14 protein-coding genes are annotated in these 21,185 nt (G+C 71.3%); 9 read left to right on the top strand and 5 right to left on the bottom strand.

Features of this window, described 5'->3' with window-relative positions; translation table 11 throughout:
* Window positions 1–11: 11 nt before the first annotated feature.
* Complete coding sequence (locus RAB71_RS18000) at window positions 12–677, bottom strand: alpha/beta hydrolase (RefSeq protein WP_010341064.1); 666 nt, start codon at window positions 675–677, stop codon at window positions 12–14.
* Between the two features lie 39 nt (window positions 678–716).
* Window positions 717–2,666 carry a glucans biosynthesis glucosyltransferase MdoH gene (gene mdoH / locus RAB71_RS18005; RefSeq protein WP_040901005.1) on the bottom strand — a complete coding sequence of 650 codons (1,950 nt, stop codon included), beginning with the start codon at window positions 2,664–2,666 and terminating at the stop codon, window positions 717–719.
* A gap of 306 nt (window positions 2,667–2,972) precedes the next feature.
* Between mdoH and RAB71_RS18010 the strand changes: the two genes are divergently transcribed.
* Window positions 2,973–3,602, top strand: a complete 630-nt coding sequence (locus RAB71_RS18010; RefSeq protein WP_234006603.1) for a cysteine hydrolase family protein — start codon at window positions 2,973–2,975, stop codon at window positions 3,600–3,602.
* A 5-nt stretch (window positions 3,603–3,607) separates the two neighbouring features.
* On the opposite strand, the gene RAB71_RS18015 is transcribed toward RAB71_RS18010, so the two are convergent.
* Window positions 3,608–4,921, bottom strand: coding sequence for a nitrogen regulation protein NR(II) (locus tag RAB71_RS18015; protein ID WP_010341061.1), 1,314 nt, complete (start codon window positions 4,919–4,921; stop codon window positions 3,608–3,610).
* A 114-nt stretch (window positions 4,922–5,035) separates the two neighbouring features.
* Here RAB71_RS18015 and RAB71_RS18020 point away from each other — a divergent pair, with 114 nt between their 5' ends.
* On the top strand, window positions 5,036–5,410 hold the full coding sequence (locus RAB71_RS18020) for a response regulator (protein WP_010341060.1): 375 nt from the start codon (window positions 5,036–5,038) through the stop codon (window positions 5,408–5,410).
* Between the two features lie 59 nt (window positions 5,411–5,469).
* On the opposite strand, the gene RAB71_RS18025 is transcribed toward RAB71_RS18020, so the two are convergent.
* On the bottom strand, window positions 5,470–5,715 hold the full coding sequence (locus RAB71_RS18025) for a hypothetical protein (protein WP_019802396.1): 246 nt from the start codon (window positions 5,713–5,715) through the stop codon (window positions 5,470–5,472).
* Between the two features lie 379 nt (window positions 5,716–6,094).
* Between RAB71_RS18025 and glgA the strand changes: the two genes are divergently transcribed.
* The 7 genes from glgA to glgX all read left to right on the top strand — a co-directional run bounded on the left by glgA (window position 6,095) and on the right by glgX (window position 18,883).
* On the top strand, window positions 6,095–7,723 hold the full coding sequence (glgA, locus tag RAB71_RS18030; RefSeq protein WP_010341058.1) for a glycogen synthase GlgA: 1,629 nt from the start codon (window positions 6,095–6,097) through the stop codon (window positions 7,721–7,723).
* An 80-nt stretch (window positions 7,724–7,803) separates the two neighbouring features.
* Window positions 7,804–9,966 (top strand): 1,4-alpha-glucan branching protein GlgB, encoded by a 2,163-nt coding sequence (glgB, locus tag RAB71_RS18035; protein WP_316685579.1) that lies wholly within the window; start codon window positions 7,804–7,806, stop codon window positions 9,964–9,966.
* 2 nt (window positions 9,967–9,968) lie between these two features.
* A complete protein-coding gene (gene treZ / locus RAB71_RS18040) occupies window positions 9,969–11,756 on the top strand; it encodes a malto-oligosyltrehalose trehalohydrolase (protein WP_010341056.1) in 1,788 nt (595 codons plus the stop codon).
* A 151-nt stretch (window positions 11,757–11,907) separates the two neighbouring features.
* A complete protein-coding gene (locus tag RAB71_RS18045; RefSeq protein WP_104609527.1) occupies window positions 11,908–13,875 on the top strand; it encodes a 4-alpha-glucanotransferase in 1,968 nt (655 codons plus the stop codon).
* Complete coding sequence (gene treY, locus RAB71_RS18050; protein ID WP_104609528.1) at window positions 13,872–16,487, top strand: malto-oligosyltrehalose synthase; 2,616 nt, start codon at window positions 13,872–13,874, stop codon at window positions 16,485–16,487. The genes RAB71_RS18045 and treY overlap by 4 nt, the downstream gene beginning before the upstream one ends.
* A 14-nt stretch (window positions 16,488–16,501) precedes the next feature.
* Window positions 16,502–16,708 carry a DUF2934 domain-containing protein gene (locus RAB71_RS18055; protein ID WP_010341051.1) on the top strand — a complete coding sequence of 69 codons (207 nt, stop codon included), beginning with the start codon at window positions 16,502–16,504 and terminating at the stop codon, window positions 16,706–16,708.
* 9 nt (window positions 16,709–16,717) lie between these two features.
* Window positions 16,718–18,883 carry a glycogen debranching protein GlgX gene (gene glgX, locus RAB71_RS18060; RefSeq protein ID WP_010341050.1) on the top strand — a complete coding sequence of 722 codons (2,166 nt, stop codon included), beginning with the start codon at window positions 16,718–16,720 and terminating at the stop codon, window positions 18,881–18,883.
* Between the two features lie 195 nt (window positions 18,884–19,078).
* Here the strand turns inward: glgX and RAB71_RS18065 are convergent, their stop codons facing one another.
* Window positions 19,079–21,019, bottom strand: coding sequence for a PEP/pyruvate-binding domain-containing protein (locus tag RAB71_RS18065; RefSeq protein ID WP_010341049.1), 1,941 nt, complete (start codon window positions 21,017–21,019; stop codon window positions 19,079–19,081).
* Window positions 21,020–21,185: the final 166 nt, after the last annotated feature.

Below are 21,185 nucleotides of genomic sequence, written 5' to 3' on the forward strand. Positions count from 1 at the left end.
GGCCGGCGTCCTCAGTTGCCGGTGACGCAGGCGTCCATCCAGTCGCCCAGGTCGGCGATTTCCTCGGCGCAGACCTGATGCGCCATCGGGTAGCGTCGCCACTGCACCGGCATGCCCAGCGCCTGCAGGGTCTGCGCGGTGCGCTCGGCGTAGGGCTGCGGGATCACCGGATCGCCCTGGCCGTGGGCCATGAACAGCGGTTGCCGCAGGGCCGCCGGGGCGTGCCAGCGGGCCACGCTCTCCAGTTCCGGCAGATAGGTGGACAGGCCGATCAGGCCGGCCAGCGGCCGCTCGCGGCGCAGGCCGGCGGCCAGGGTGATGGCCCCACCCTGGGAAAAGCCGGCCAGCAGCAGGCGCTCGGCCGGCACGCCGCGCGCGTCCTCGCGCGCGATCAGCGCCTCGACCTGGGCCACCGATTCGGCGACGCCGGCGCTGTCGGCGCGATTGGAGAAATCCATGCTGACGATGTCGTACCAGGCGCGCATGCGCACGCCGTTGTTGATCGTCACCGGCCGCACCGGGGCGTGCGGGAACACGAAACGTATGGCCGGCCAGTGCGGCCGCACCAGCTCCGGCACCAGCGGCGCGAAGTCGTTGCCGTCGGCGCCCAGGCCGTGCAGCCACAGGACGGTCCAGGTCGGCGCGGCGCCGGTCTCGTGTTCCACTGTCTCCAGCATGTCGGTTCCCGATGAATGAGGCCGGATAGTATGCCGGCCTCAGCCCGCGGCCTGCGCCTCGGCCTCGGCCCGGCGTGCGGCCGCCTCGCGACGCAGTTCGGCGGCGCGCAGTAGCACCGCCGGCGGCTGCGACTCTTCGGGAATGGCGAGGATGCGCAACTTGCGCAGCCACAGGCCGGCGGCGCGCGAGGAGCTGATCGCCACCACCGGCACCGCCAGCGCCATGCCGATCACCACCGGCGCCATCCATGCCGCCAGCGACGGCGACACGGCGTAGGCCATGCCGCCCATCAACAGGCCGAACGCGCTCAGTCCGCCGTAGCTGCGCAACAGCGCCGACCACGAAATGCGGCCGTCGTCGCGCTGCTGCGCGTCCCAGCCCGAGTCCTTGCCGGCCAGCACCTCGGCCACGCCACGCGACTGCACGTACATCACCACCGGCGCCATCAGCGCGGCCAGCAGCGTTTCCAGCAGCATGCTCACGAAGGCGCGCACCCCGCCACCGCAGCCACGGCGTTCGCCGGGCTTGAGCAGCATCGCGAAGTAGCCCATCACCTTGGGCGCCAGCAGCACGAACATGGTCACCGCGAACACCCAGGCCACCCGCGTGGAATCCTGCTGGTGCCAGTAGCGCGCCGGCGAGAACGGCGAGATCACCGAGGCGACCAGGTCGAACCCGCCGTTCTGCAGCGGAATGGCGATGCCGATCAGCATCAGCATGCCCCACATCGGCGCGGTGAAGTAATGGCCGATGCCGATCAGCATGTGCATGCGGCTGACCCAGTGCAGGCCGCGCGCGCGCACCACCTTGGAGTGCTGCAGGTTGCCCTGGCACCAGCGGCGGTCGCGCACCAGCAGGTCGGTCAGCGTCGGCGGGCCTTCCTCGTAGCTGCCCTGCAGGTACGGCACCATGTGCATGGCCCAGCCGCCGCGGCGCATCAGCGCCGCCTCGACGAAATCGTGGCTGAGCACGTGGCCGCAGAACGGCTTGCGCCCGGGCAGCGACGGCAAGCCGGCCTGCGCGGCGAAGGCCTCGGTGCGGATCATCGCGTTGTGGCCCCAGTAGTTGCTTTCCGAACCGTGCCACCAGGCCACGCCGAACGCGATCACCGGGCCGTAGACGCGGCCGCCGAACTGCTGCATGCGCGCGAACAGCGTGTTGCCGTTGACCACTTCCGGCAGGGTCTGGATCAGGCCGACATCGGGGTTGGCCTCCATGCCGGCGGCCAGTCGCACGATGCTGTCGCCGGTCATCAGGCTGTCGGCGTCCAGGATCAGCATCTGCGGATAGGCACCGCCGAAGCGGCGCACCCAGTCGGCGATATTGCCGGCCTTGCGCCCGGCATTGCTGGCGCGGCGCCGGTAGAACAGGCGGCCATGGCCGCCGACGCGCTCCACCAGCTCGGCGTACACCTTTTCTTCCTCCGCGCCGATCGCCGTGCGCGTGGTGTCGCTGAGAATGAAGAAATCGAAGCGCTCGATCTGGCCGGTGGCCTCCACCGATTCGTAGATCGCCTGCAGGCCGGCCATCAGCCGGTGCGGGTCCTCGTTGTAGGTGGGCATCAGCAGCGCAGTGCGGTTGCGCACGACCGGCAGCGGCGCGTCGGGGTCGATGCCGAGCTTGCGGCCCTTGCCGAACACCAAGGTGAAGAATCCGGCGAGGGCGCTGACGAAGGACAGCGCGATCCAGGCGAACAACGGGATGAACAGCACCATCAGGCAGGCTTCGAGCACGCTCACGCCGCCGATCAGCAGCACCTTGCAGATCAGCCAGCTGGCGTAGGCGGTCATCGCCGCGGTGGTGCCGAACACGTAGAAGCGTCGCCAGCCGATTCCCATCGGGGTGCTGGGCAGGCGCTTGTTGCGCAGCTTGCCTTCCTGCAGCGACTGCAGCGGCATGTCCAGCGGCGCTTCGGGCGGCAGAACCGCCTGGCCGGCATCCAGGGGCGGATCGACGGGCACGGCCAGTGTGGGGGCGACCGCGCTCATGCGATCCGCCGATCGCATCCGGCGCCGCAGCGCCATCGGGAAGTGCCGCGGGCGGCCTGCGCGGCGAATGCCGCTGCGGCCACGCGCGCCTTGTCATGTACGCCAGTTGCTACCACGTGCTCTCCTGTCGACGGGCAAAGACGCCCGTCAATGTAAACCTTAAATAGTAAGCTTTCGCGAAGGCGGCCATTGGCGCCGTGGCGGCGCTGCCCGCCCGTCCGTTCAGCCACGCCTTCACTCGCGCTCACCCTGGTTTCACCGCGCGCGCCGACCATGAAGCCCTGTCCGGCAATGGAGGATCGGCGCATGCGGCACCCGGCCCGGCGACGCACTGACACCCCTGACGACCCGCAACGGCCATCGACGGCCGCGCCGGCACCGACGCAGCCCGGCCAACCGGCGTTGCTGATCGTGGACATGATCAGCCGCTTCGATTTCCCCGGCGGCGCGCGCCTGGCCGCTGCGGCGCTGCCGGTGGCCGAGCGCATCGCCCAGGTCCGTGGACGCTTCCATCGCCGCGGCTGGCCGGTGCTGTTCGCCAACGACAACTTCGCCGACTGGCGCACCGATTTCGAAGGCCTGTGGACGTTGTGCGCCGACCCGAAGCAGCGCGGCGCGCGCATCGCCGCCTGCCTGGCGCCGCGCCCGCAGGACTACTACGTGCTCAAGCCCAAGCACTCCGCCTTCCTCGGCTCGGCCCTGTCGCTGCTGCTGGCGCGGCTGCAGACCACCCACCTGCTGGTCACCGGCATCGCCACCGATGCCTGCGTGCTGGCCACCGCGATCGATGCGCGCATGCGCGATTTCCAGGTGCAGGTGCCGCCCTCGTGTTGCGCGGCGCTGGACGGCGGGCGCCAGCAACGGGCGTTGCGGCTGCTGCGCGAGGCGTTTGCGGTGCACGTCAGCGAGCGGCTGCCGGCGCGTGCGGCAGGGTAATGGGGTTAGCCAGCCGTCGTCGGCGGCGCCCCTGGCGCGCCCTCGTCATCGCCCTCGTCGCCAGGCGGCTGCGCCACGAACGGAAACGCCAGGGTGATGGTGGTGCCGCGGCCAAGTTCCGATTCCACGTCGACGAAGCCACCCGCCTGGCGCACCAGGCCGTAGACCTGCGCCAACCCCAGGCCGGTACCCTTGCCCTCGGGCTTGGTGGTGAAGTACGCCTCGAACAGGCGCGACTTGACCTCCTCGGACATGCCTTCGCCCTGGTCGCCGACCGCCAGGGTCACGTAGCGGCCGGGCTGGCGCATCGCCGCCGCACGCGAGGGCGGCACCTCCAGCGCACCGCAGCGGATCGTCACCACGTCGCCGGGGCGACTGGCGTCGCGCGCGTTCAGGGCCAGGTTCATCACCGCCTGCTCGACCGCGCTGCGGTCGGCATAGGTCGTCGCCACCTCGGTGCATGCAAGCAGTTGCAGGCGCATCTCGCCGCCCAGCGCCTGCGCCAGCAGCGGCTGCATGTGCGTCACCAACGCGTTCAGATCCAGCCAGGCCGGCTTGACCGGATGCGCGCGGGCGAAACCGAGCAGGCGCCGGGTCATGCCCGCGCCATGCTGCAACGCCTCGCTGGCGATGCCGAGCAGGCGGCGCTGGTCCGGCTGCAGGCGCTGCGGGTGGTCGGCCACCATGCTCACCGAGGTCATCGCGGTATGCAGCATGTTGTTGAAGTCGTGCACCACGCCGGCCAGCATCTGCCCGACCGCCTCGCCCTTCTGCGCCTGGGTCATCGCACGCTCGGCCACGCGCTGCGCGGCCAGGGCGATGTCCAGTTGCCCGCGCAACTGCGACTGCTCGGCCTGCCAGTGGCGGCCCAGCGCGGCGGCATCGGCCGCTCCCAGCGGCACCTCCTCGGCATCGACCGGCGCCAGATCGCCCAGCGCGCGCAGGGCCTGTTCGACCTGGTACTGCTGGGTCACGTCGCGGCTGATCACCAGCACGCTCTCGACCCGCGCCGAGGCGTTGGCCTGCGGACTGACCATCACGTGCCACCAGCGCCGCCGTCCATCCAGCGACGGGCGTTCGGCCCAGAATTCACGCTGCTCGTTATCCAGCGCCGCGGCGAAGGCGGCCTGGGTGAGCGAACGCATGTCCTCGGGCCAGAGCTCTGCCCAAGGGTGGCCAACGATGTCGGCGGGGTCGGACACCCCGAGCAGCACAAGGCCGTGGGGATTGATCGAGCGCACGATCCCGTCGCGACCGACTTCCTTGATGCAGTCGTGGGAGAGCTCGACGATCTGCCGATAGTGGGCGTGCGTGGTCAAGCTGCGTCTCGCAGTAAGTAAGGTCGAGAATATCGGGATTCACAGGACGTCACCAGCGCTTCACTGCCGAATCGTGAATCTGACAGGGATGAATCACGGGGCGATAACGGCATTATGCGCGCGACATCCGTCTCCACCGCCATTCTTCTGGTGGAGGACGACCAGACGATCCGGGAATTGGCCGCCGCCATGCTCGCTGCCGACGGCTACCGGGTCCTGTCGGCGGCGACCGCGCAGGAGGCGCTGGAGGTGCTGGCACGGCACCCCGACGTGGCGCTGATCTTCAGCGACGTGCAGATGCCCCGCTGCGACGGCCTGAGCATGGTGCGCCAATTGCGCCGCCGCGGCGTCGCCACTCCCGCCTTGCTGACCTCCGGCATGCATATGCCCGAGCCGGGGATGCTGCCGGCGCGGACCGGCTTCCTGCCCAAGCCGTATCGCCGCACCGATTTGCTGGCGGCGTTGGACCGGCTGCAGACCGAACACTGAGCGGAACGCTTGCCAGTGTACTTGGCCGCGACGCACGCAGCACAAGCCCGGCGTGCGGATCAGGCGAACACCAGCTTTCCGTACCGCGCCGAACGGATCGCCGCCAGGCGCTCGGCGACGAAATAGGCGCCGGCGTGCGCATCGCGGAAGTACACCCCGTCGAACGCGTGCCGGCCGCGCACCACCCCGTCGTCACCGGTGATCCGGATCTGCGGTTCGAGCACGCCGTCGGCGCACGGACGCAGCAAGGCGTCGAGGACGAAGCCGTCCAGCTCGCGGCGCATCTGCGGTTTCAGGACTGTCATGAGCACACTGCACCATAGATCGCATGAAGCTCGCACAACGGAGGTGACCCCCGGTCGCACCGAAGCACGACACACGGGCGGCACTGGAAGCTAAACGATTCATAGGCGCCGATGCCGCGATCCAGCGCTTGCGGCATCTGCCGTTCGGCGACATCGACTATGCGCCGCGTTCTTCATTTCGCCGTAGACAAGCGCGCACTTCACGCCTCTTTTATCGCGCCATTCGTACTTTGCTCCTGCATTATCGCATTGCAACATCGCTGTCCCGTTTCGACGCTGCTGTGCCTCTTTCCTTGCTTCACGTCGCGCGCCCGCCAGGACGCGCGGCGGCAGTCGCTTTCCGTGTGCCCCGTCCTCCCCCTTCCCAGACGGAACCGCCATGTCGCCCCCCACCCCCGCCGACCTGACCGAGAGACAACGCGATACCCATCCGGTGCTGCACGCGCCGCGCCGCCGCTACCGCGATGCGCGCGGCCGCTTCGTGCGCAATGCCGAGGTGACCGTCAAGCTGAACCCGGCGCCGCGCCGCACCAGCCTGTTCGTGACCTCGGAAATGGCCGATTTCGTGAAGGCTGGTGGCCTGGGCGACGTCGCCGCAGCCCTGCCGCGCGCTTTGCGCGGCAGCTGCGACATCCGCGTGCTGATTCCCGGGTATCCGGCGGTCCTGCGCACGACCGGCCCGCTGGAGATCGTCGGCCGCATCGCCGCGCACGCGGGACTGCCGGATTGCGCGCTGGGCCGGGCCGAGCGCCCGGACGGCCTGTGCGTCTACGTGCTGCTGTGCCCGCAGCTGTTCGAGCGCCAGGGTTCGCCCTACGTGTCCAGCGAAGGCCGCGACTGGGAAGACAACGCGCTGCGCTTCGCCACCCTGTCCCACGCTGCCGCGCAGATCGCTGGCGGCCAGGCCGGGCTGGACTGGACGCCGGAGCTGCTGCACCTGAACGACTGGCCGTGCGCGCTGGCCGCCGCCTACGTGCGCTGGTCCGGCGGCCGCACGCCGTGCCTGCTGACCATCCACAACCTGGCCTACCAGGGCCTGTTCCCGTACGCCATGGCCGGCGCCCTGGGCATCCCCGCCGAGGGCCTGCAGGACCTGGAGTTCTACGGGCAGATGTCGTTCCTGCGCGCGGGCATCGTCCACGCCGACCACGTCAACACGGTCAGCGTCAGCTATGCCGCGCAGATCACCGGCCCGGCGCAGGGCTGCGGCCTGGACGCGCTGCTGGCGCGGCGCGCCGCCAGCGGCCGCCTGAGCGGCATCGTCAACGGCATCGACGCCAGCTGGGATCCGCGCACCGACGCGCACCTGCCGGCCCACTTTGGCGTCGGCCAGATCCAGGGCAAGCGCGAGAACGCGGCGCAGGTGCGCCAGGCGTTCGGCCTGCTCGACAGCGATGGCCCGCTGTTCGCGGTGGTCTCGCGGCTGGTGCACCAGAAGGGCCTGGACCTGATCTGCGAGGTGGCGCCGCAGATCGTCGCCGCCGGCGGCCAGATCGTGATCATCGGCGGCGGCGAGCCGCAGATCGAACAGGCGGTGGCGGCGCTGGCACGGCGCTATCCCGGCCACGTCGGCGCGCACATCGGCTTCGAGGAGCGGCTGGCGCGGCGCATGTTCGCCGGCTCCGACTTCCTGCTGATGCCCTCGCGCTTCGAGCCATGCGGCCTCAGCCAGATGTACGCGCAGCGTTTCGGCAGCCTGCCGATCGCCCACGCCACCGGCGGCCTGATCGACACCGTGGACGACGGCGTCACCGGCTTCCTGTTCGAGGAAGCCTCGGCCGACGGCCTGCGCCGTTGCCTGCAGCGGGTGTTCCGCACCTTCCGCCTGCCGGGCCTGCTGCAGGCGATGCGCCGCGCGGCGATGCTGCGGCCCAGCGGCTGGGAACTGGCCGGCCGCAAGTACATGGCGCTGTACGAGCGCACCGCCGGAGCGCAGCCGGCAGCTGGCGGCGTGCCGCTGCAGGCGACCACCGCCGCGGCCAGCGCGAGCGCATTGGCGAGCGCATGAGCGATCGGGAACACGCCGTGGACCCGGCCTCCGGCCGGGACCCGGCGGCGGACACAGAAGACGACGGCGACGGCCTTGCGCTGCAGGCGCTGGTCCGCGGCGAGGCCGTCGACGCCTTTGCCTGGCTGGGGCCGCATCCACAGGCCGACGGCACAGTGCAGGTGCGCGTGCTGGCGCACGGCGCCGAGGCGCTGGGCCTGCTCGACGCGCAGGGCAAGCTGATCGCGCGAATGCGCGCCCACCCGCAGGCCGACGGCCTGTTCGAAGGCGAACTGAAGCAGCCCATGCCCTACCGGCTGCGCATCGTGTGGCCGGACGCGGTGCAGGAATGCGACGACCCCTATGCCTTCGGGCCGCTGCTCGATCCGGCCTGGTTGCAGGACCTGGCCGCCGGCGACGGCGCCGCGCTGCGTACCGCACTGGGCGCCCATCACGCCCGCGTCGGCGAGGTCGAGGGTGTGCGCTTCGCGGTGTGGGCGCCGCAGGCCAGGCGCGTGGCGCTGGTCGGCGACTTCAACGGCTGGGACGCGCGCCGGCATCCGCTGCGCCCGCATCCCGAGGCCGGGGTCTGGGAACTGTTCGTGCCCGGGCTGCACGGCGGCGAGCATTATCAATACGAGCTGCAGGCCGCCGACGGCAGCGTGCTGCCGCGCAAGGCCGATCCGGTGGCGCGCGGCAGCGCGCCGGCGCCGTCCACCGCCTCGGTGGTGCCGTACGCCGACAGCCACGTCTGGAGCGATGCGGCCTGGCTGGCGCAACGCGAGGCCCAGGCCGGCAGCGCGCAGCCGCTGAGTATCTACGAACTGCACGCCGGCTCCTGGCGCCACGACCGCCACGGCCAGCCGCTGCACTGGGACGCGCTGGCCGCGGAACTGATTCCCTACGTGCGCGGGCTCGGCTTCACCCACATCGAACTGCTGCCGATCGCCGAGTATCCGTTCGGCGGCTCCTGGGGCTACCAGCCGCTGGGCCTGTACGCGCCCACCGCGCGCCATGGCGACGCCGAGGGCTTCGCGCGCTTCGTCGATGCCTGCCACCAGGCCGGCATCGGCGTGCTGCTGGACTGGGTCGGCGCGCACTTCCCCGACGATGCGCACGGCCTGCAGCGCTTCGACGGCAGCGCCTTGTACGAACATGCCGACCCGCGCGAAGGCGTGCATCGCGAGTGGAATACGCTGGTCTACAACTACGGCCGCCCGGAAGTGGTGGCCTACCTGATCGGCAGCGCGCTGGAGTGGATCGAGCGCTTCCACGTCGACGGCCTGCGCGTGGATGCGGTGGCGGCGATGCTGTACCGCGACTACGGCCGCAACGCCGGCGAGTGGATCCCCAACGCCCACGGCGGCCGCGAGAACCTGGAGGCGATCGCCTTCCTGCGCCGGCTCAACGACGAGATCGCGCAGCGCTTCCCCGGCGTGCGCACCATCGCCGAGGAATCCACCGCCTGGCCGGGCGCCACCGCGCCCACGCAGCAGGGCGGGCTGGGCTTCAGCCACAAGTGGAACATGGGCTGGGCGCACGACACGCTGCGCTACCTGCAGCGCGATCCGCTGTACCGGCAACACCACCACAGCGAGATGAGCTTCGGCCTGGTGTATGCGTTCTCCGAGCACTTCGTGCTGCCGCTGTCGCACGACGAGGTGGCGCGCGGCAAGGGCTCGCTGCTGGCGCGCATGCCCGGCGACGCCTGGCAACGCTTCGCCAACCTGCGCGCCTACCTGGCCTTCATGTGGGCGCATCCCGGGCGCAAGTTGCTGTTCATGGGCTGCGAGTTCGGGCAATGGCAGGACTGGGACCACGACCGGCCGCTGGACTGGGCGCAGGCGCAGCAGCCCGAGCACCGCGGCATTGCCCGGCTGGTCGCCGACCTCAACCGGCAGTTGCGTGCGCTGCCGGCGCTGTACCGCAGCGACCGCAGCAGCGACGGCTTCGAATGGAGCATCGCCGACGACCACCGCAACAGCGTCTTCGCCTTCGTCCGCCACGACCGCGACGGCGACGCGCCACCGTTGCTGGCGGTCAGCAACTTCACGCCGAACGTACACCACGACTACCGCGTGGGGGTGCCGCGTAGCGGACGCTGGCGCGAGCTTCTCAACAGCGACAGCGGCTACTACGGCGGCTCCAACCAGGGCAACGGCGGCGTGCTGTCGACCCTGCCGCAGCCGATGCACGGGCATGCGCAGGCGTTGGCGCTGACGCTGCCGCCGCTGTCCACCCTTTGGCTGCAACCGGACCTTTGACCATGGCCACCACCGCTGTCTCGACCGATTCCTCCGCCGCCCCGCGCGCGGTCCTGCGCCCCGGCGCCTGGCCAGGCGCCAACGGCGAGGTCGCCTTCGCGCTGTGGGCGCCGGATGCCGAGCGCGTGGAGCTGGTGTTCGGCGACGATCGGCGGCAGCCGCTAGAGGCGATCGGCGACGGCTACTTCGCCGCCACCCTCGCCTGCGCGCCCGGCACCCGCTACCGCTATGCCATCGACGGCGGCACGCCGGTGCCGGACCCGGCCTCGCGCTGGCAGCCCGACGGTGTGCATGGCCCCAGCGCGGTGCTGGCCACCGACGGCCATGCCTGGCGCCACGGCGACTGGCGCGGCCGGCCCTGGGCCGAGACCGTGTTCTACGAGCTGCACGTGGGCACCTGCGGCGGCTACGCCGGGCTGCGCGCGCAGTTGCCGACGCTGGCCGCGCTCGGCGTGACCGCGATCGAACTGATGCCGCTGGCCGAATTCCCCGGCCGCCACAACTGGGGCTACGACGGCGTGCTGCCGTACGCGCCGGCCTCGGCATACGGCCATCCCGACGAACTCAAGGCACTGATCGACGAAGCCCACGGCCTGGGCCTGAGCGTGTTCCTGGACGTGGTCTACAACCACTTCGGTCCGGACGGCAATTACCTGGGCCAGTACGCCTCGACCTTCTTCCGCGAGGACGCGCCCACGCCGTGGGGCGCGGCGATCGATTTCCGCCTGCCGCCGGTGCAGCGCTACTTCATCGACAACGCGCTGATGTGGCTGCACGAATACCACTTCGACGGCCTGCGCCTGGATGCGGTGCACGCGATCGTGCCCAACGCCTTCCTCGACACCCTGCGCGAGGCGATCATGGCCAGCGTCGCCGACGGGCGCCACGTGCACCTGGTGCTGGAGAACGAGGCCAACCAGGCCGACGTGCTGGAACGCGGCTACAGCGCGCAGTGGGACGATGACTTCCACAACAGCCTGCACGTGCTGCTGACCGGCGAACACGAGGGCTACTACGCCGGCTTTGCCGACGCGCCGGCGCAGCACCTGGCGCGGGTGCTCGGCGAAGGCTTCGCCTTCCAGGGACAGGCCGACCACCGCGGCCACGCGCGCGGCGAGCCCAGCGGCCACCTGCCGCCGCACAAGTTCGTGATCTTTGCGCAGAACCACGACCAGATCGGCAACCGCGCGCGCGGCGACCGGCTGATCACCCAGGTGAGCGAACCGGCGCTGCGCGCGGCGCTGGCGCTGACCGCGCTGACCCCGATGATCCCGCTGTTCTTCATGGGCGAGCCGTGGGGCAGCCGGACCCCGTTCCAGTTCTTCACCGATTTCGCGCCGCCGCTGGACGAGGCGGTGCGCGAGGGCCGCCGCCGCGAGTTCGCGCACTTCGCCGCCTTCGCCGACCCGGAACAGCGCGCCACCATTCCCGATCCCAACGCACCGGGCACCTTCCAGGCGTCCATCGCCGACATCAGCGACGCCACCCACGGCGACGGTGCGCGCTGGCGCGACTGGTTCGCCGCGTTGATGGCCTTGCGCCGCCAGCACCTGGTGCCCGCCCTCGCCCAGTCCAGCGCGCTGGGGGCACGGGTGATCGGTCCGAAGGCGATCGCGGCGGGCTGGCGCCTGGGCGACGGCGAATGGCACGTGGCAGCCAACTTCGGCGATGCGTCGGTGGCGCTGGACCTGCCCGGCAGCACCGTGCACGCGGAGAACGCTGGCGGCGACGCCGCGCAGTTGCCGCCCAACGCCTTCGTCGCGCGCTACCGGCCCGGCAACGCCGCATGAGCGCCCGCTGTCGCGACGCCATCGCGACAGCGTCCCCGGCACGCTGGCCACCTCGTTCGCTGCCCACCGCCGCGCACGCGCTGTCGGCGCGCGCGGGCGGGATCGCGGCGGATACCGCTTCCTCCGCCCTGCTGCCCGGTTCGCCCTGCCCATGACCGACAACTCCCTGCACACCCTGGCCGACGCCGCGGGCCTGCTGGTCGACTGGATCGACGCCAGCGACACGCCGCGCACGGTCGCCAACGACACCCTGCGCCATGTGCTCGGCGCGCTCGACCTGGACGCGCGCGACGCCGCCGCCTGCCGCGACAGCCTGCGCCGGCTGCAGGCCGATGCGGCACTGCCGCCGCTGCTGACCGCCGACGCCGGCGCGCCGGTCGAGGTCGGCGCCGCGGCCGGTGCGGCGTATCGGCTCGACAGCGAGGACGGGCAGACGCTGCACGGCCACTGCGACGCGCAGGGCCGCCTCGTCGCACCCGAGGCCGCCGGCTACTGGACCCTGCAGCACGGCGACCGCCGCACCACTCTGGCGGTGGCGCCACCGCGCTGCTACGGCGTCGCCGATGCGATCGGCGCAACACAGCCGCGGCGCTGGGGCCTGTCGCTGCAGGTGTATTCGGCACTGGGCGGCTATGACGCCGGCATCGGCGACGCCGCCGGCACCGCCGCCTGGGCCACGCGCATCGCCGCGGCCGGCGGCGACGCCATCGCGCTGAGCCCGGTGCACGCGGCGCGTCCGGTCGGCGCGCATTACAGCCCGTATTCGCCAAGCGACCGCCGCTTCCTCGATCCGCTGCAGGCAGCGCCGGCGCGCGTGCTGGGCGCCGACGCCGCACAGCGCGCGCTGGACGCGGCTGGGCTGGCGCAGACCTTCGCCGAGGCGCAGGCGCGGCCGCTGATCGACTGGCCGGCCTCGGCGGCGTTGAAGTGGCAGTGGCTGCGGCAGTTGCACGCCGATTTCGGCCAGGCCGACGCGGCGCTGCACGCCGACCTGGCCGCATTCGAACGCGACGGTGGCAGCGCCCTGCATGCGCATGCCGCGTTCGCCGCGCAGGACTTCGGTGATGCCGATCCGGGTCTGCACCGGTTCGCGCAGTGGCTGGCCGCACGCAGCTGGGCCGACGTGCAGCGCCAGGCGCGCGCCGACGGCATGGGCATCGGCCTGATCGCCGACCTGGCGGTGGGCTTCGACGCGCAGGGCGCCGAGGCCGCGGCGTGGCCGCAGGCGGTGCTGCAGGGGCTGGAACTGGGCGCGCCGCCGGACGCGTTCAACGGCGACGGCCAGGCCTGGGGCATCTGCGGCTACGCACCGACCGCGCTGCGCGCCAGCGGCTTTGCGCCGTTCATCGAACTGCTGCGCGCGGTGATGCGCGATCGCGGCGGCGTGCGCATCGATCACATCCTCGGCCTGCTGCGGCTGTGGGTGATTCCGCGCGGCGCGCCTTCGTCCACGGGCGTGTACCTGCGCTATCCACTGCACGATCTGCTGCGCCTGCTGGCGCTGGAATCCTGGCGGCACCGCGCGATCGTGATCGGCGAGGATCTGGGCGTGGTGCCGGACGGCATCCGCGCCGAACTGTCGCGCCGCGGGGTGATGGGCATCGACGTGCTGCTGTTCACCCGCGACCGCAATGGCGCGTTCCTGCCGCCGGCGCAGTGGCGCCCCGACGCGCTCGCCACCACCACCACCCACGACCTGCCGACCCTGCGCGGCTGGCGCCGCGGCGAGGATATCGACTGGCGCCGGCGCCTGCAGTTGAGCGACGCCGCGCAGCAACATGCCGACCACCAGGCACGCACCGACGACGTCGCGCGCATGGACCAGGCGGTCGCCGCGGCGCTGCCGCCCGCCGAGGCCGCCGACCCGGAACTGGGCGCGCTGCGCTTCGTCGCCGCCACGCCCTCGCCGCTGGCCCTGCTGCCGGCCGAGGACGCGCTGGGCCTGGACCAGCAACCCAACCTGCCCGGCACCGTCGACGGCCACCCGAACTGGCGCCGGCGCCTGCCCGCACCCGATGCCGCCGCATCCGCCGCCACCCTCGCCACGCGCCTGGACGCCTTCGCCCAGACCCGCCAGACCACCGCCACCGCCGCGCAAGGAGCCGACGCATGCGCATGATTCCCCTGCGGGCCACCGCCCGCCTGCAGTTGCATGCCGGTTTCACCCTGCTCGATGCCGCCGCGCAGGTGCCGTGCTACGCGGGGCTGGGCATCAGCCACCTGTACCTGTCGCCGATCGGCACCGCGGTGCCCGGTTCCACCCACGGCTACGACGTCACCGACCCGCGCCAGGTCAATCCCGAGCTCGGCGGCGAGCCGGCGCTGCTGCACCTGTCCGAGCGGGCGCGCAGCCACGGCATGGGCCTGATCCTGGACATCGTGCCCAACCACATGGCCACCCACCCGAGCAATCCGTGGTGGTGGGACGTGCTCACGCATGGCCGGCGCAGCCGTCATGCAGGCTGGTTCGACATCGACTGGCGCGCGCCCGGGCGCGACGGCAAGCTATGGTTGCCGGTGCTGGACCGCCCCTATGCGCAGGCGCTCAGCGAAGGCGCGCTGCAACTGCAGGTCGGCGAGGACGGCAGCGTGGTCCTGCTGCACCACGACCAGCGCTTCCCGATCCGCCTGGACGGTGCCATCGCCCAGGAACCGGCCAGCGCGCGCCCGGCCTGGGCGGCCCGGCTCAACGACGCCGCGCGGCTGGGCGACGACGCCCTGCACCGGCTGATCGAACGCCAGTGCTATCGCCTGGCCTGGTGGCGGGTCGGCAACGACATGCTCAACTACCGCCGCTTCTTCGACATCACCTCGCTGGCGGCGTTGCGCGTGGAGCAGAACGACGTGTTCGCCGCGGTCCACGAGCTGCCGCTGCGGCTGGTCGCCGAGGGCCATCTCGATGGCGTGCGGGTTGACCATGTCGATGGCCTGGCCGACCCCACCGGCTACGTGCAGCGGCTGCGCACGCAACTGGACCGCGCCGGCCGCCGCCGTGGCATCGCCCCGGGCGGCATCGCCCTGTACCTGGAAAAGATCCTGGCGCCGCACGAGCAGTTGCGCAGCGACTGGCCCTGCGACGGCACCACCGGCTACGACTTCATGGACCAGGTCGCCGCGGTGCTGCACGACCCGGCCGGCGCCGAACCGCTGACCGCGCTGTGGCGGCGCTGGAGCGGGCGCAGCGGCGACTTCGGCCAGGAACAGCGCGCCGCGCGCGACGAGATCCTGCAGGGCTCGCTGCAGGCCGAGTTCGTGCGCACCGTGCAGGCGCTGGGCGCCGCCGCGCACCTGGATCCGCTGACCCGCGAGTTCAGCCCGCAGATGCTGGCGCGCGGGCTGATGGCCTTGTTGCGGCACTTCGAGGTGTACCGCACCTATGCCGGACCCGATGGCCTGGACGACGACGACGCTGCGCGCCTGGCCCAGGCCGCGCAGCGTGCGCGTGCCGGCGCCGAGCCGCGGGTGTGCGCGGCGATCGATGCGATCGAGCGCTGGAGCCGCGATGGCCGCGGCACCGGCAAGGCGCAGGTGGCGCTGCGGCGGATTGTGCGCCGGCGCCTGGAGCAATTGTCTGCGCCGCTCAACGCCAAGTCGGTGGAGGACACCTCCTTCTACCGCCACGGCGTGCTGCTCTCGCGCAACGAGGTGGGCAGCGAGCCGGATGTGTTCGCGATGACGCCGGAGGCGTTCCACGCGGCCAACGCCGTGCGCGCGCAGCGTTATCCGCGCGCGCTGCTGGCCACCGCCACCCACGACCACAAGCGTGGCGAAGACGTGCGCATGCGCCTGGCCGTGCTCAGCGCGCAGGCGCCGTGGTGGGAGGCGCAGGTGGCGCGGTTCCAGGCGCTGTCGGCCGACCTGCTGCCGGCCGGCAGCGCCGCGCCGCTTCCGGGCGACCTGCTGATGCTGTGGCAGATGCTGGTGGCGGCGTGGCCGCTGGAACTGGCGGTGGACGACGCCGACGGCCTGCGCGACTACGCCGAGCGCATCGGCGCCTGGCAGCTCAAGGCCGCGCGCGAAGCCAAGCTGCGCACCCACTGGACCTGGCCGGACGAAGACTACGAACGCAATGCGCGCGCCCTGCTCGACGCCGCGCTGCTGCAGCCGGCCGGTGCCGCGCTGCGCGAGGCGCTGGCGCAGGCGGCCGCGGCGCTGGCCCCGGCCGGCGCGCTCAACAGCCTGGTGCAGACCGCCCTGCGCCTGACCCTGCCCGGCGTGCCCGACCTGTACCAGGGCAGCGAAGGCTGGGATCTGTCGCTGGTGGATCCGGACAACCGCCGCCCGGTGGACTACGCGCTGCGCCAGGCCTGGCTGGGCGACGCCACCGCAGCGGACGCGCTGCTGCAGGACTGGCACAGCGGCCACGTCAAGGCCTGGCTGACCGCGCAGCTGCTGCAGCTGCGGCGCGCGCATCCGGCGCTGTTCGCCCACGGCAGCTACACGCCGCTGCAGGCGCAGGGCGCACAGGCGCCGCACGTGCTCGGCTTCGTGCGCGAGCACGAGGGCACCTCGCTGGTGGTAGTGGTGCCGCGGCTGAGTGCGGCCGCGCAGGCGCTGCGCCCGGACGCGCCGCTGCGGCCGCAACTGGACTGGCGTGACACGGTTCTGACACTGCCGCAGGCACAGTATCGCCCGGTGCTGGCCAGTGCTACCGTCGACGCCACGTCGGCCGTTCCGGTGTCGGCCCTGTTTGCCGAATTTCCGATCGCCGTGCTGGTCGCCTCCCCCTGATCCCGCAAGAAGCCATGGACGCAGAAACACGCCAACGCCGCATCCGCCAACTCGCACACGAAATCTGGGAAGCCGAAGGGCGACCCGACGGCCACGCCGCCCGCCACTGGGCCATGGCCGAGCGCCTGGTGGCCGCGGAAGCGGCCGCCGAGGCCGACGACGAAGCGCTGCCGCCGCCGGCACCGCGGCGCAGCGCCGGCAACGGCAGCACTTCTTCCTAAGGATCCTTCATGCCCGTGCGCAAGCTCACCCGCCGTTCGCGTATCCGCGAGGGCCTGCCGTATCCGCTGGGCGCCACCTGGGACGGCCTGGGGGTGAACTTCGCCCTGTACTCGGCGCACGCCACCAAGGTGGAGTTGTGCCTGTTCGACGATCGCGGCCGCGAGATCGAACGCATCGCCCTGCCCGAGTACACCGACGAGATCTGGCACGGCTACCTGCCCGACGCGCGCCCGGGCCAGCTCTACGGCTACCGCGTGTACGGTCCGTACGCGCCCGATGCCGGACATCGCTTCAATCCCAACAAGCTGCTGCTCGATCCCTACGCCAAGCAACTGGTCGGCGAATTGAAATGGGCGCCGGCCCTGTTCGGCTACACCATCGGCCACAAGGATGCCGACCTCAGCTTCGACCGCCGCGACAGCGCCGCCTACATGCCCAAGTGCGCGGTGATCGATCCGGCCTTCACCTGGGGCAAGGACCAACGCCCGCAGACGCCGTGGGACAGCACGGTGATCTACGAGACCCACCTGCGCGGCACCACCATGCGCCACCCGTCCGTGCCCGAGGCCTGGCGCGGCACCTTCTCCGGGCTGAAGGTGGACGAGGTGGTCGAGCACATCAAGCGCCTGGGCATGACCGCGGTGGAGCTGCTGCCGGTGCACGCCTTCGTCGACGACGAATATCTGCTCAAGCAGGGCCTGCGCAATTACTGGGGCTACAACACCATCGGCTTCTTCGCCCCGCACCCGCGCTACATGGCCACGCGCACCGTGTCCGAGTTCAAGCAGATGGTGGCGCGGCTGCACAGCGCCGGGCTGGAAGTGATCCTGGACGTGGTCTACAACCACACCGCCGAAGGCAACGAACTGGGGCCGACGCTCTCGTTCAAGGGCATCGACAACGCCAGCTACTACCGCCTGGCCGAGGACCGCCGCTTCTACATCAACGACACCGGCACCGGGAACACCTTCGACCTGACCAACGCCGGCGCGCTGCGCATGGTCAACGACTCGCTGCGCTACTGGGTGTCGGAGATGCACGTGGACGGGTTCCGCTTCGACCTGGCCACCATCCTCGGCCGCGAGCACCACGGCTTCGATCCCAAGGGCGGCTTCCTCGACGCCTGCCGCCAGGACCCGCTGCTGAGCCAGGTCAAGCTGATCGCCGAGCCGTGGGACGTCGGCCCCGGCGGCTACCAGGTCGGCGGCTTCCCGCCGGGCTGGTCGGAGTGGAACGACAAGTTCCGCGACAACGTGCGCGCGTTCTGGCGCGGCGACGAAGGCCAGCTGGCCGAACTGGCCACGCGCCTGACCGGCTCGGCCGACCTGTTCAATCATCGCGGTCGCCGCCCGACCGCCTCGGTCAACTTCGTCACCGCGCACGACGGCTTCACCCTGCACGACCTGGTCAGCTATTCCCACAAGCACAACGAAGCCAACGGCGAGCACAACCGCGACGGCTCGGACAACAACATTTCCGCCAACTACGGCGTGGAAGGCGAGACCGACGACGAGCAGATCAACGCCCTGCGCCTGCGGCAGATGCGCAACATGCTGGCCACCCTGCTGCTGTCGCAGGGCACGCCGATGCTGCTGGCCGGCGACGAGTTCGGCCGCAGTAAGGGCGGCAACAACAACACCTACTGCCAGGACAACGAACTGACCTGGCTGAACTGGGAAACCGGCCCACGCGCGCACCAGCTCAGCGCCTTCGTCTCGCGCTTGACCCACCTGCGCGCGCACTACCCGCTGCTGCACCGCGCCCGCTTCTTCGACGGCGCCTACGACGAGGAACTGGGCATCAAGGACGTGACCTGGCTGGCCCCGGACGGCGAGGAGATGACCGAGGCCTCCTGGCACGATCCGCACGCCCGCGCGCTGATGATGCGCCTGGACGGCCGCGCCCCGTCCAGCGGCCTGCGCCAGGCCGCCTCGAACGTGACCCTGCTGATGATCGTCAACGGCGCGGTCGAGGACGTGCCGTTCACCCTGCCGCTGGTCGAAGGCGAACACTGGCGCGTGCTGATCGACACCGCCGAGCGCAACGGCGAACACGGCCTGCCCGGCGGTTCGCAATGGCACGGCCTCGGCCGCTCGCTGACCCTGCTGGCCGCCGAGCGCGACAGCAAGTCCAGCCCGGCGCATCACCGCAATGCGGATGCGCCGACGGCGTGAGCTGATGGGAGCGCCCGGCGATCTGCCGGGCGCTGCGGGTCCGCTCCTACAGAAGGCGGACGTTGCGAGCTGTCATCCGTAGGAGCGGTTTCAGCCGCGACCAGAGATCGATGGAACTCAGATACCGCCGTGCCGCGCAGCTGCCCACCGCAAGCAGCCGCACCGATAACGCCTCCGGCAGCCACTGAGGGGGGTTCACTGACGCCCACCCCGCTCCACATACGGCCGCGACTGCAGGATCACCACCTCGTCGCCGACCACGGCCCACTCGATGTCCTGGTCTGCGCCGCCCAGCGCCTGCTTGGTCATCGCGCCGACCCTGGCCAATCGCGCGATGAGGGCATCGGTCAGCACCTGCCGGGTGCCGACGATCGGCACCTCGCGGACGCCGCCGGCGGCATTGGCCACGAGCTGGGTGTCCTCGGCCGAGCGGCTCAGCACCTGCACCGCCTTTGACCAGCTCGAATACATCACCTGTTCGGCCTGGCGCTTGCCCTCGACCACGCGGATACCGAGGCCGCGCTTGGCCGAAATATAGGTGACATGACGGCGCGCGGCATCGAACGGGTCGCGGGTGATCATCACCCCGGAGCTGTCGGACGGGGCGGCCAACTGCACCAGCACTGCCATGGCCACCGCGTCCTGCGGCAGGCCGGCGGCGGCGCGCGCTTCGTAGGCCTCGAAGTTGTACACCGACGCCCATACCGTCTGCACCGCCTTGGCCAATGCATCGGCGCGGGTGACGTTGGGCACGGTGGTGTACAGGCCGGCGCCGCTGAAGCCGGGCAGATCCTCGGAGTTGGACGAGCTGCGCACGAACACACCGGCACCGCGCAGTTGTTCGCGCCACTGCGCCTCCAGCGCACGCACGAAGGCGGGATCGGGCGTGGCGTCGGCGATCTCGGCACGCAGGGTCGCCAGCGCGGCGCGGCGCACGTCGGCGTCGGTGGCGAAGCTGGGGCGGCGCTGCAGGTCGCGCAGGCGCTGATCGACCTGCAGACGCTGCAGCGTCGCCTGATAGAACGCGAACGGAATGCAGAAGCCGTCCGGCACGCGCGCGGCCGGCGGCAACACCGCCTTCAACGTGCCGAGATTGGCCGCCTTGGTCCCGCAGATGCGGCTGTCGTGAGCGCGCAACGCCGCCAGCGGCTGGAGCGCGGCCACGCTCAGGTCGGGGCGCGGCAGCGCGCGTGACGCCGCGCGCGGGGCCGTGGACGACGTGGCTGCCGGCGGACCTGCAAGCGGCGTCACCCGGTAGTCGTTGTGGGTGACGTCCAGTTGCACCCAGCGCCCGTCGTACTGGCGCAGCGCCGCCTGCGCATCGCGCACGTACACGTTGGGAATGCCCCAGCCCTTGGCCAGCAGGTTGACGTGCGACAGCAGCGTGGACGGGCGCTGCGTGACCAGGCCCGCGACCGGCGCCAGCGCGATCGGCACCTCGTCCAGTACCGGAATGTCGCGCGGGGTCAGTGCACGGAATTGCGCATCCGACCGCACGATGCGCAGCCGTCCTTCGGCGTGGCCGGTGTTCAACGGCAGGAAGCGCTGCTCGCGCAGCAGCGCCTCCTGGGTCACGAAGGCCAGCCCGGCGGACTTGGCCACCTGTTCGTGCTGCGTGGAGTTGGTCTTGAACCGCAGCGTGTCGTAGAACGAGGCGCGCAAGGCGGCGTCGGTCTGCTGCAGCAGCGCCGCGGTGAGAAGATCGCCCTCCCAGAATTCGTAGGTATAGCCCGGCATATCCTGCTGCCAGCTCAGGGTGCCGAACAGGAAGCGTCGCTGCGGATCGCGGTACTGCGCCTTCAGCGCCGCCTTGCCCATGCGCGGCGCCAGGCGCTGGCGCACGAACTGCTCGTGCAGCGCGAAGCGCGGCGTGTTGAGGTAATAGACACGCCCGCCCTGCTGGCGGTCGATCACGAACAGCAGATGCGGCAGTTCCAGCGCAGTGCCGGCGTTGTAGACCCGCGCGAGTTGCAGAAACTGCGCGCGGCTCTCCAGGCGTGGCAGGGAATCGGGTCCCGTCGCCGGCTGCGCCACGACGTCGCGACCTGGGCGCTGCTCGTAGGCCGAGGGCTTGCGCGCGGTCTGCGCCAGCGCGGGCGCCGCGGCCCACAGCGACACGATGAAGAGAACCCACACCGAGAGGCGGGGCCAGACAAGCGGCGGACGGGCTCGATCCATGATGCCGGTTCGGGAGGGCGACGAGCGCGGATCATACGCCAGCGTCTGCACCTTGGCTGCGCGGCGACGTGCGGCTAGGCGCTTGGTGGCGGCATCAGCGTTGCAGACTGCAGGATGGCAGAGC

This window comes from Xanthomonas sacchari, from assembly GCF_040529065.1.
Classification (GTDB): Bacteria; Pseudomonadota; Gammaproteobacteria; order Xanthomonadales; family Xanthomonadaceae; genus Xanthomonas_A; species Xanthomonas_A sacchari.

Bases quoted from the DNA above. Each gene is read 5' to 3' on its own strand.
- RAB71_RS18010 (WP_234006603.1), top strand. From the start codon at position 2,973: ATGCGGCACCCGGCCCGGCGACGCACTGACACCCCTGACGACCCGCAA.
- RAB71_RS18025 (WP_019802396.1), bottom strand. From the start codon at position 5,715: ATGACAGTCCTGAAACCGCAGATGCGCCGCGAGCTGGACGGCTTCGTC.
- RAB71_RS18055 (WP_010341051.1), top strand. From the start codon at position 16,502: ATGGACGCAGAAACACGCCAACGCCGCATCCGCCAACTCGCACACGAA.
- RAB71_RS18020 (WP_010341060.1), top strand. From the start codon at position 5,036: ATGCGCGCGACATCCGTCTCCACCGCCATTCTTCTGGTGGAGGACGAC.
- RAB71_RS18000 (WP_010341064.1), bottom strand. From the start codon at position 677: ATGCTGGAGACAGTGGAACACGAGACCGGCGCCGCGCCGACCTGGACC.
- glgA (WP_010341058.1), top strand. From the start codon at position 6,095: ATGTCGCCCCCCACCCCCGCCGACCTGACCGAGAGACAACGCGATACC.
- treZ (WP_010341056.1), top strand. From the start codon at position 9,969: ATGGCCACCACCGCTGTCTCGACCGATTCCTCCGCCGCCCCGCGCGCG.
- RAB71_RS18045 (WP_104609527.1), top strand. From the start codon at position 11,908: ATGACCGACAACTCCCTGCACACCCTGGCCGACGCCGCGGGCCTGCTG.
- treY (WP_104609528.1), top strand. From the start codon at position 13,872: ATGATTCCCCTGCGGGCCACCGCCCGCCTGCAGTTGCATGCCGGTTTC.
- glgX (WP_010341050.1), top strand. From the start codon at position 16,718: ATGCCCGTGCGCAAGCTCACCCGCCGTTCGCGTATCCGCGAGGGCCTG.
- mdoH (WP_040901005.1), bottom strand. From the start codon at position 2,666: ATGAGCGCGGTCGCCCCCACACTGGCCGTGCCCGTCGATCCGCCCCTG.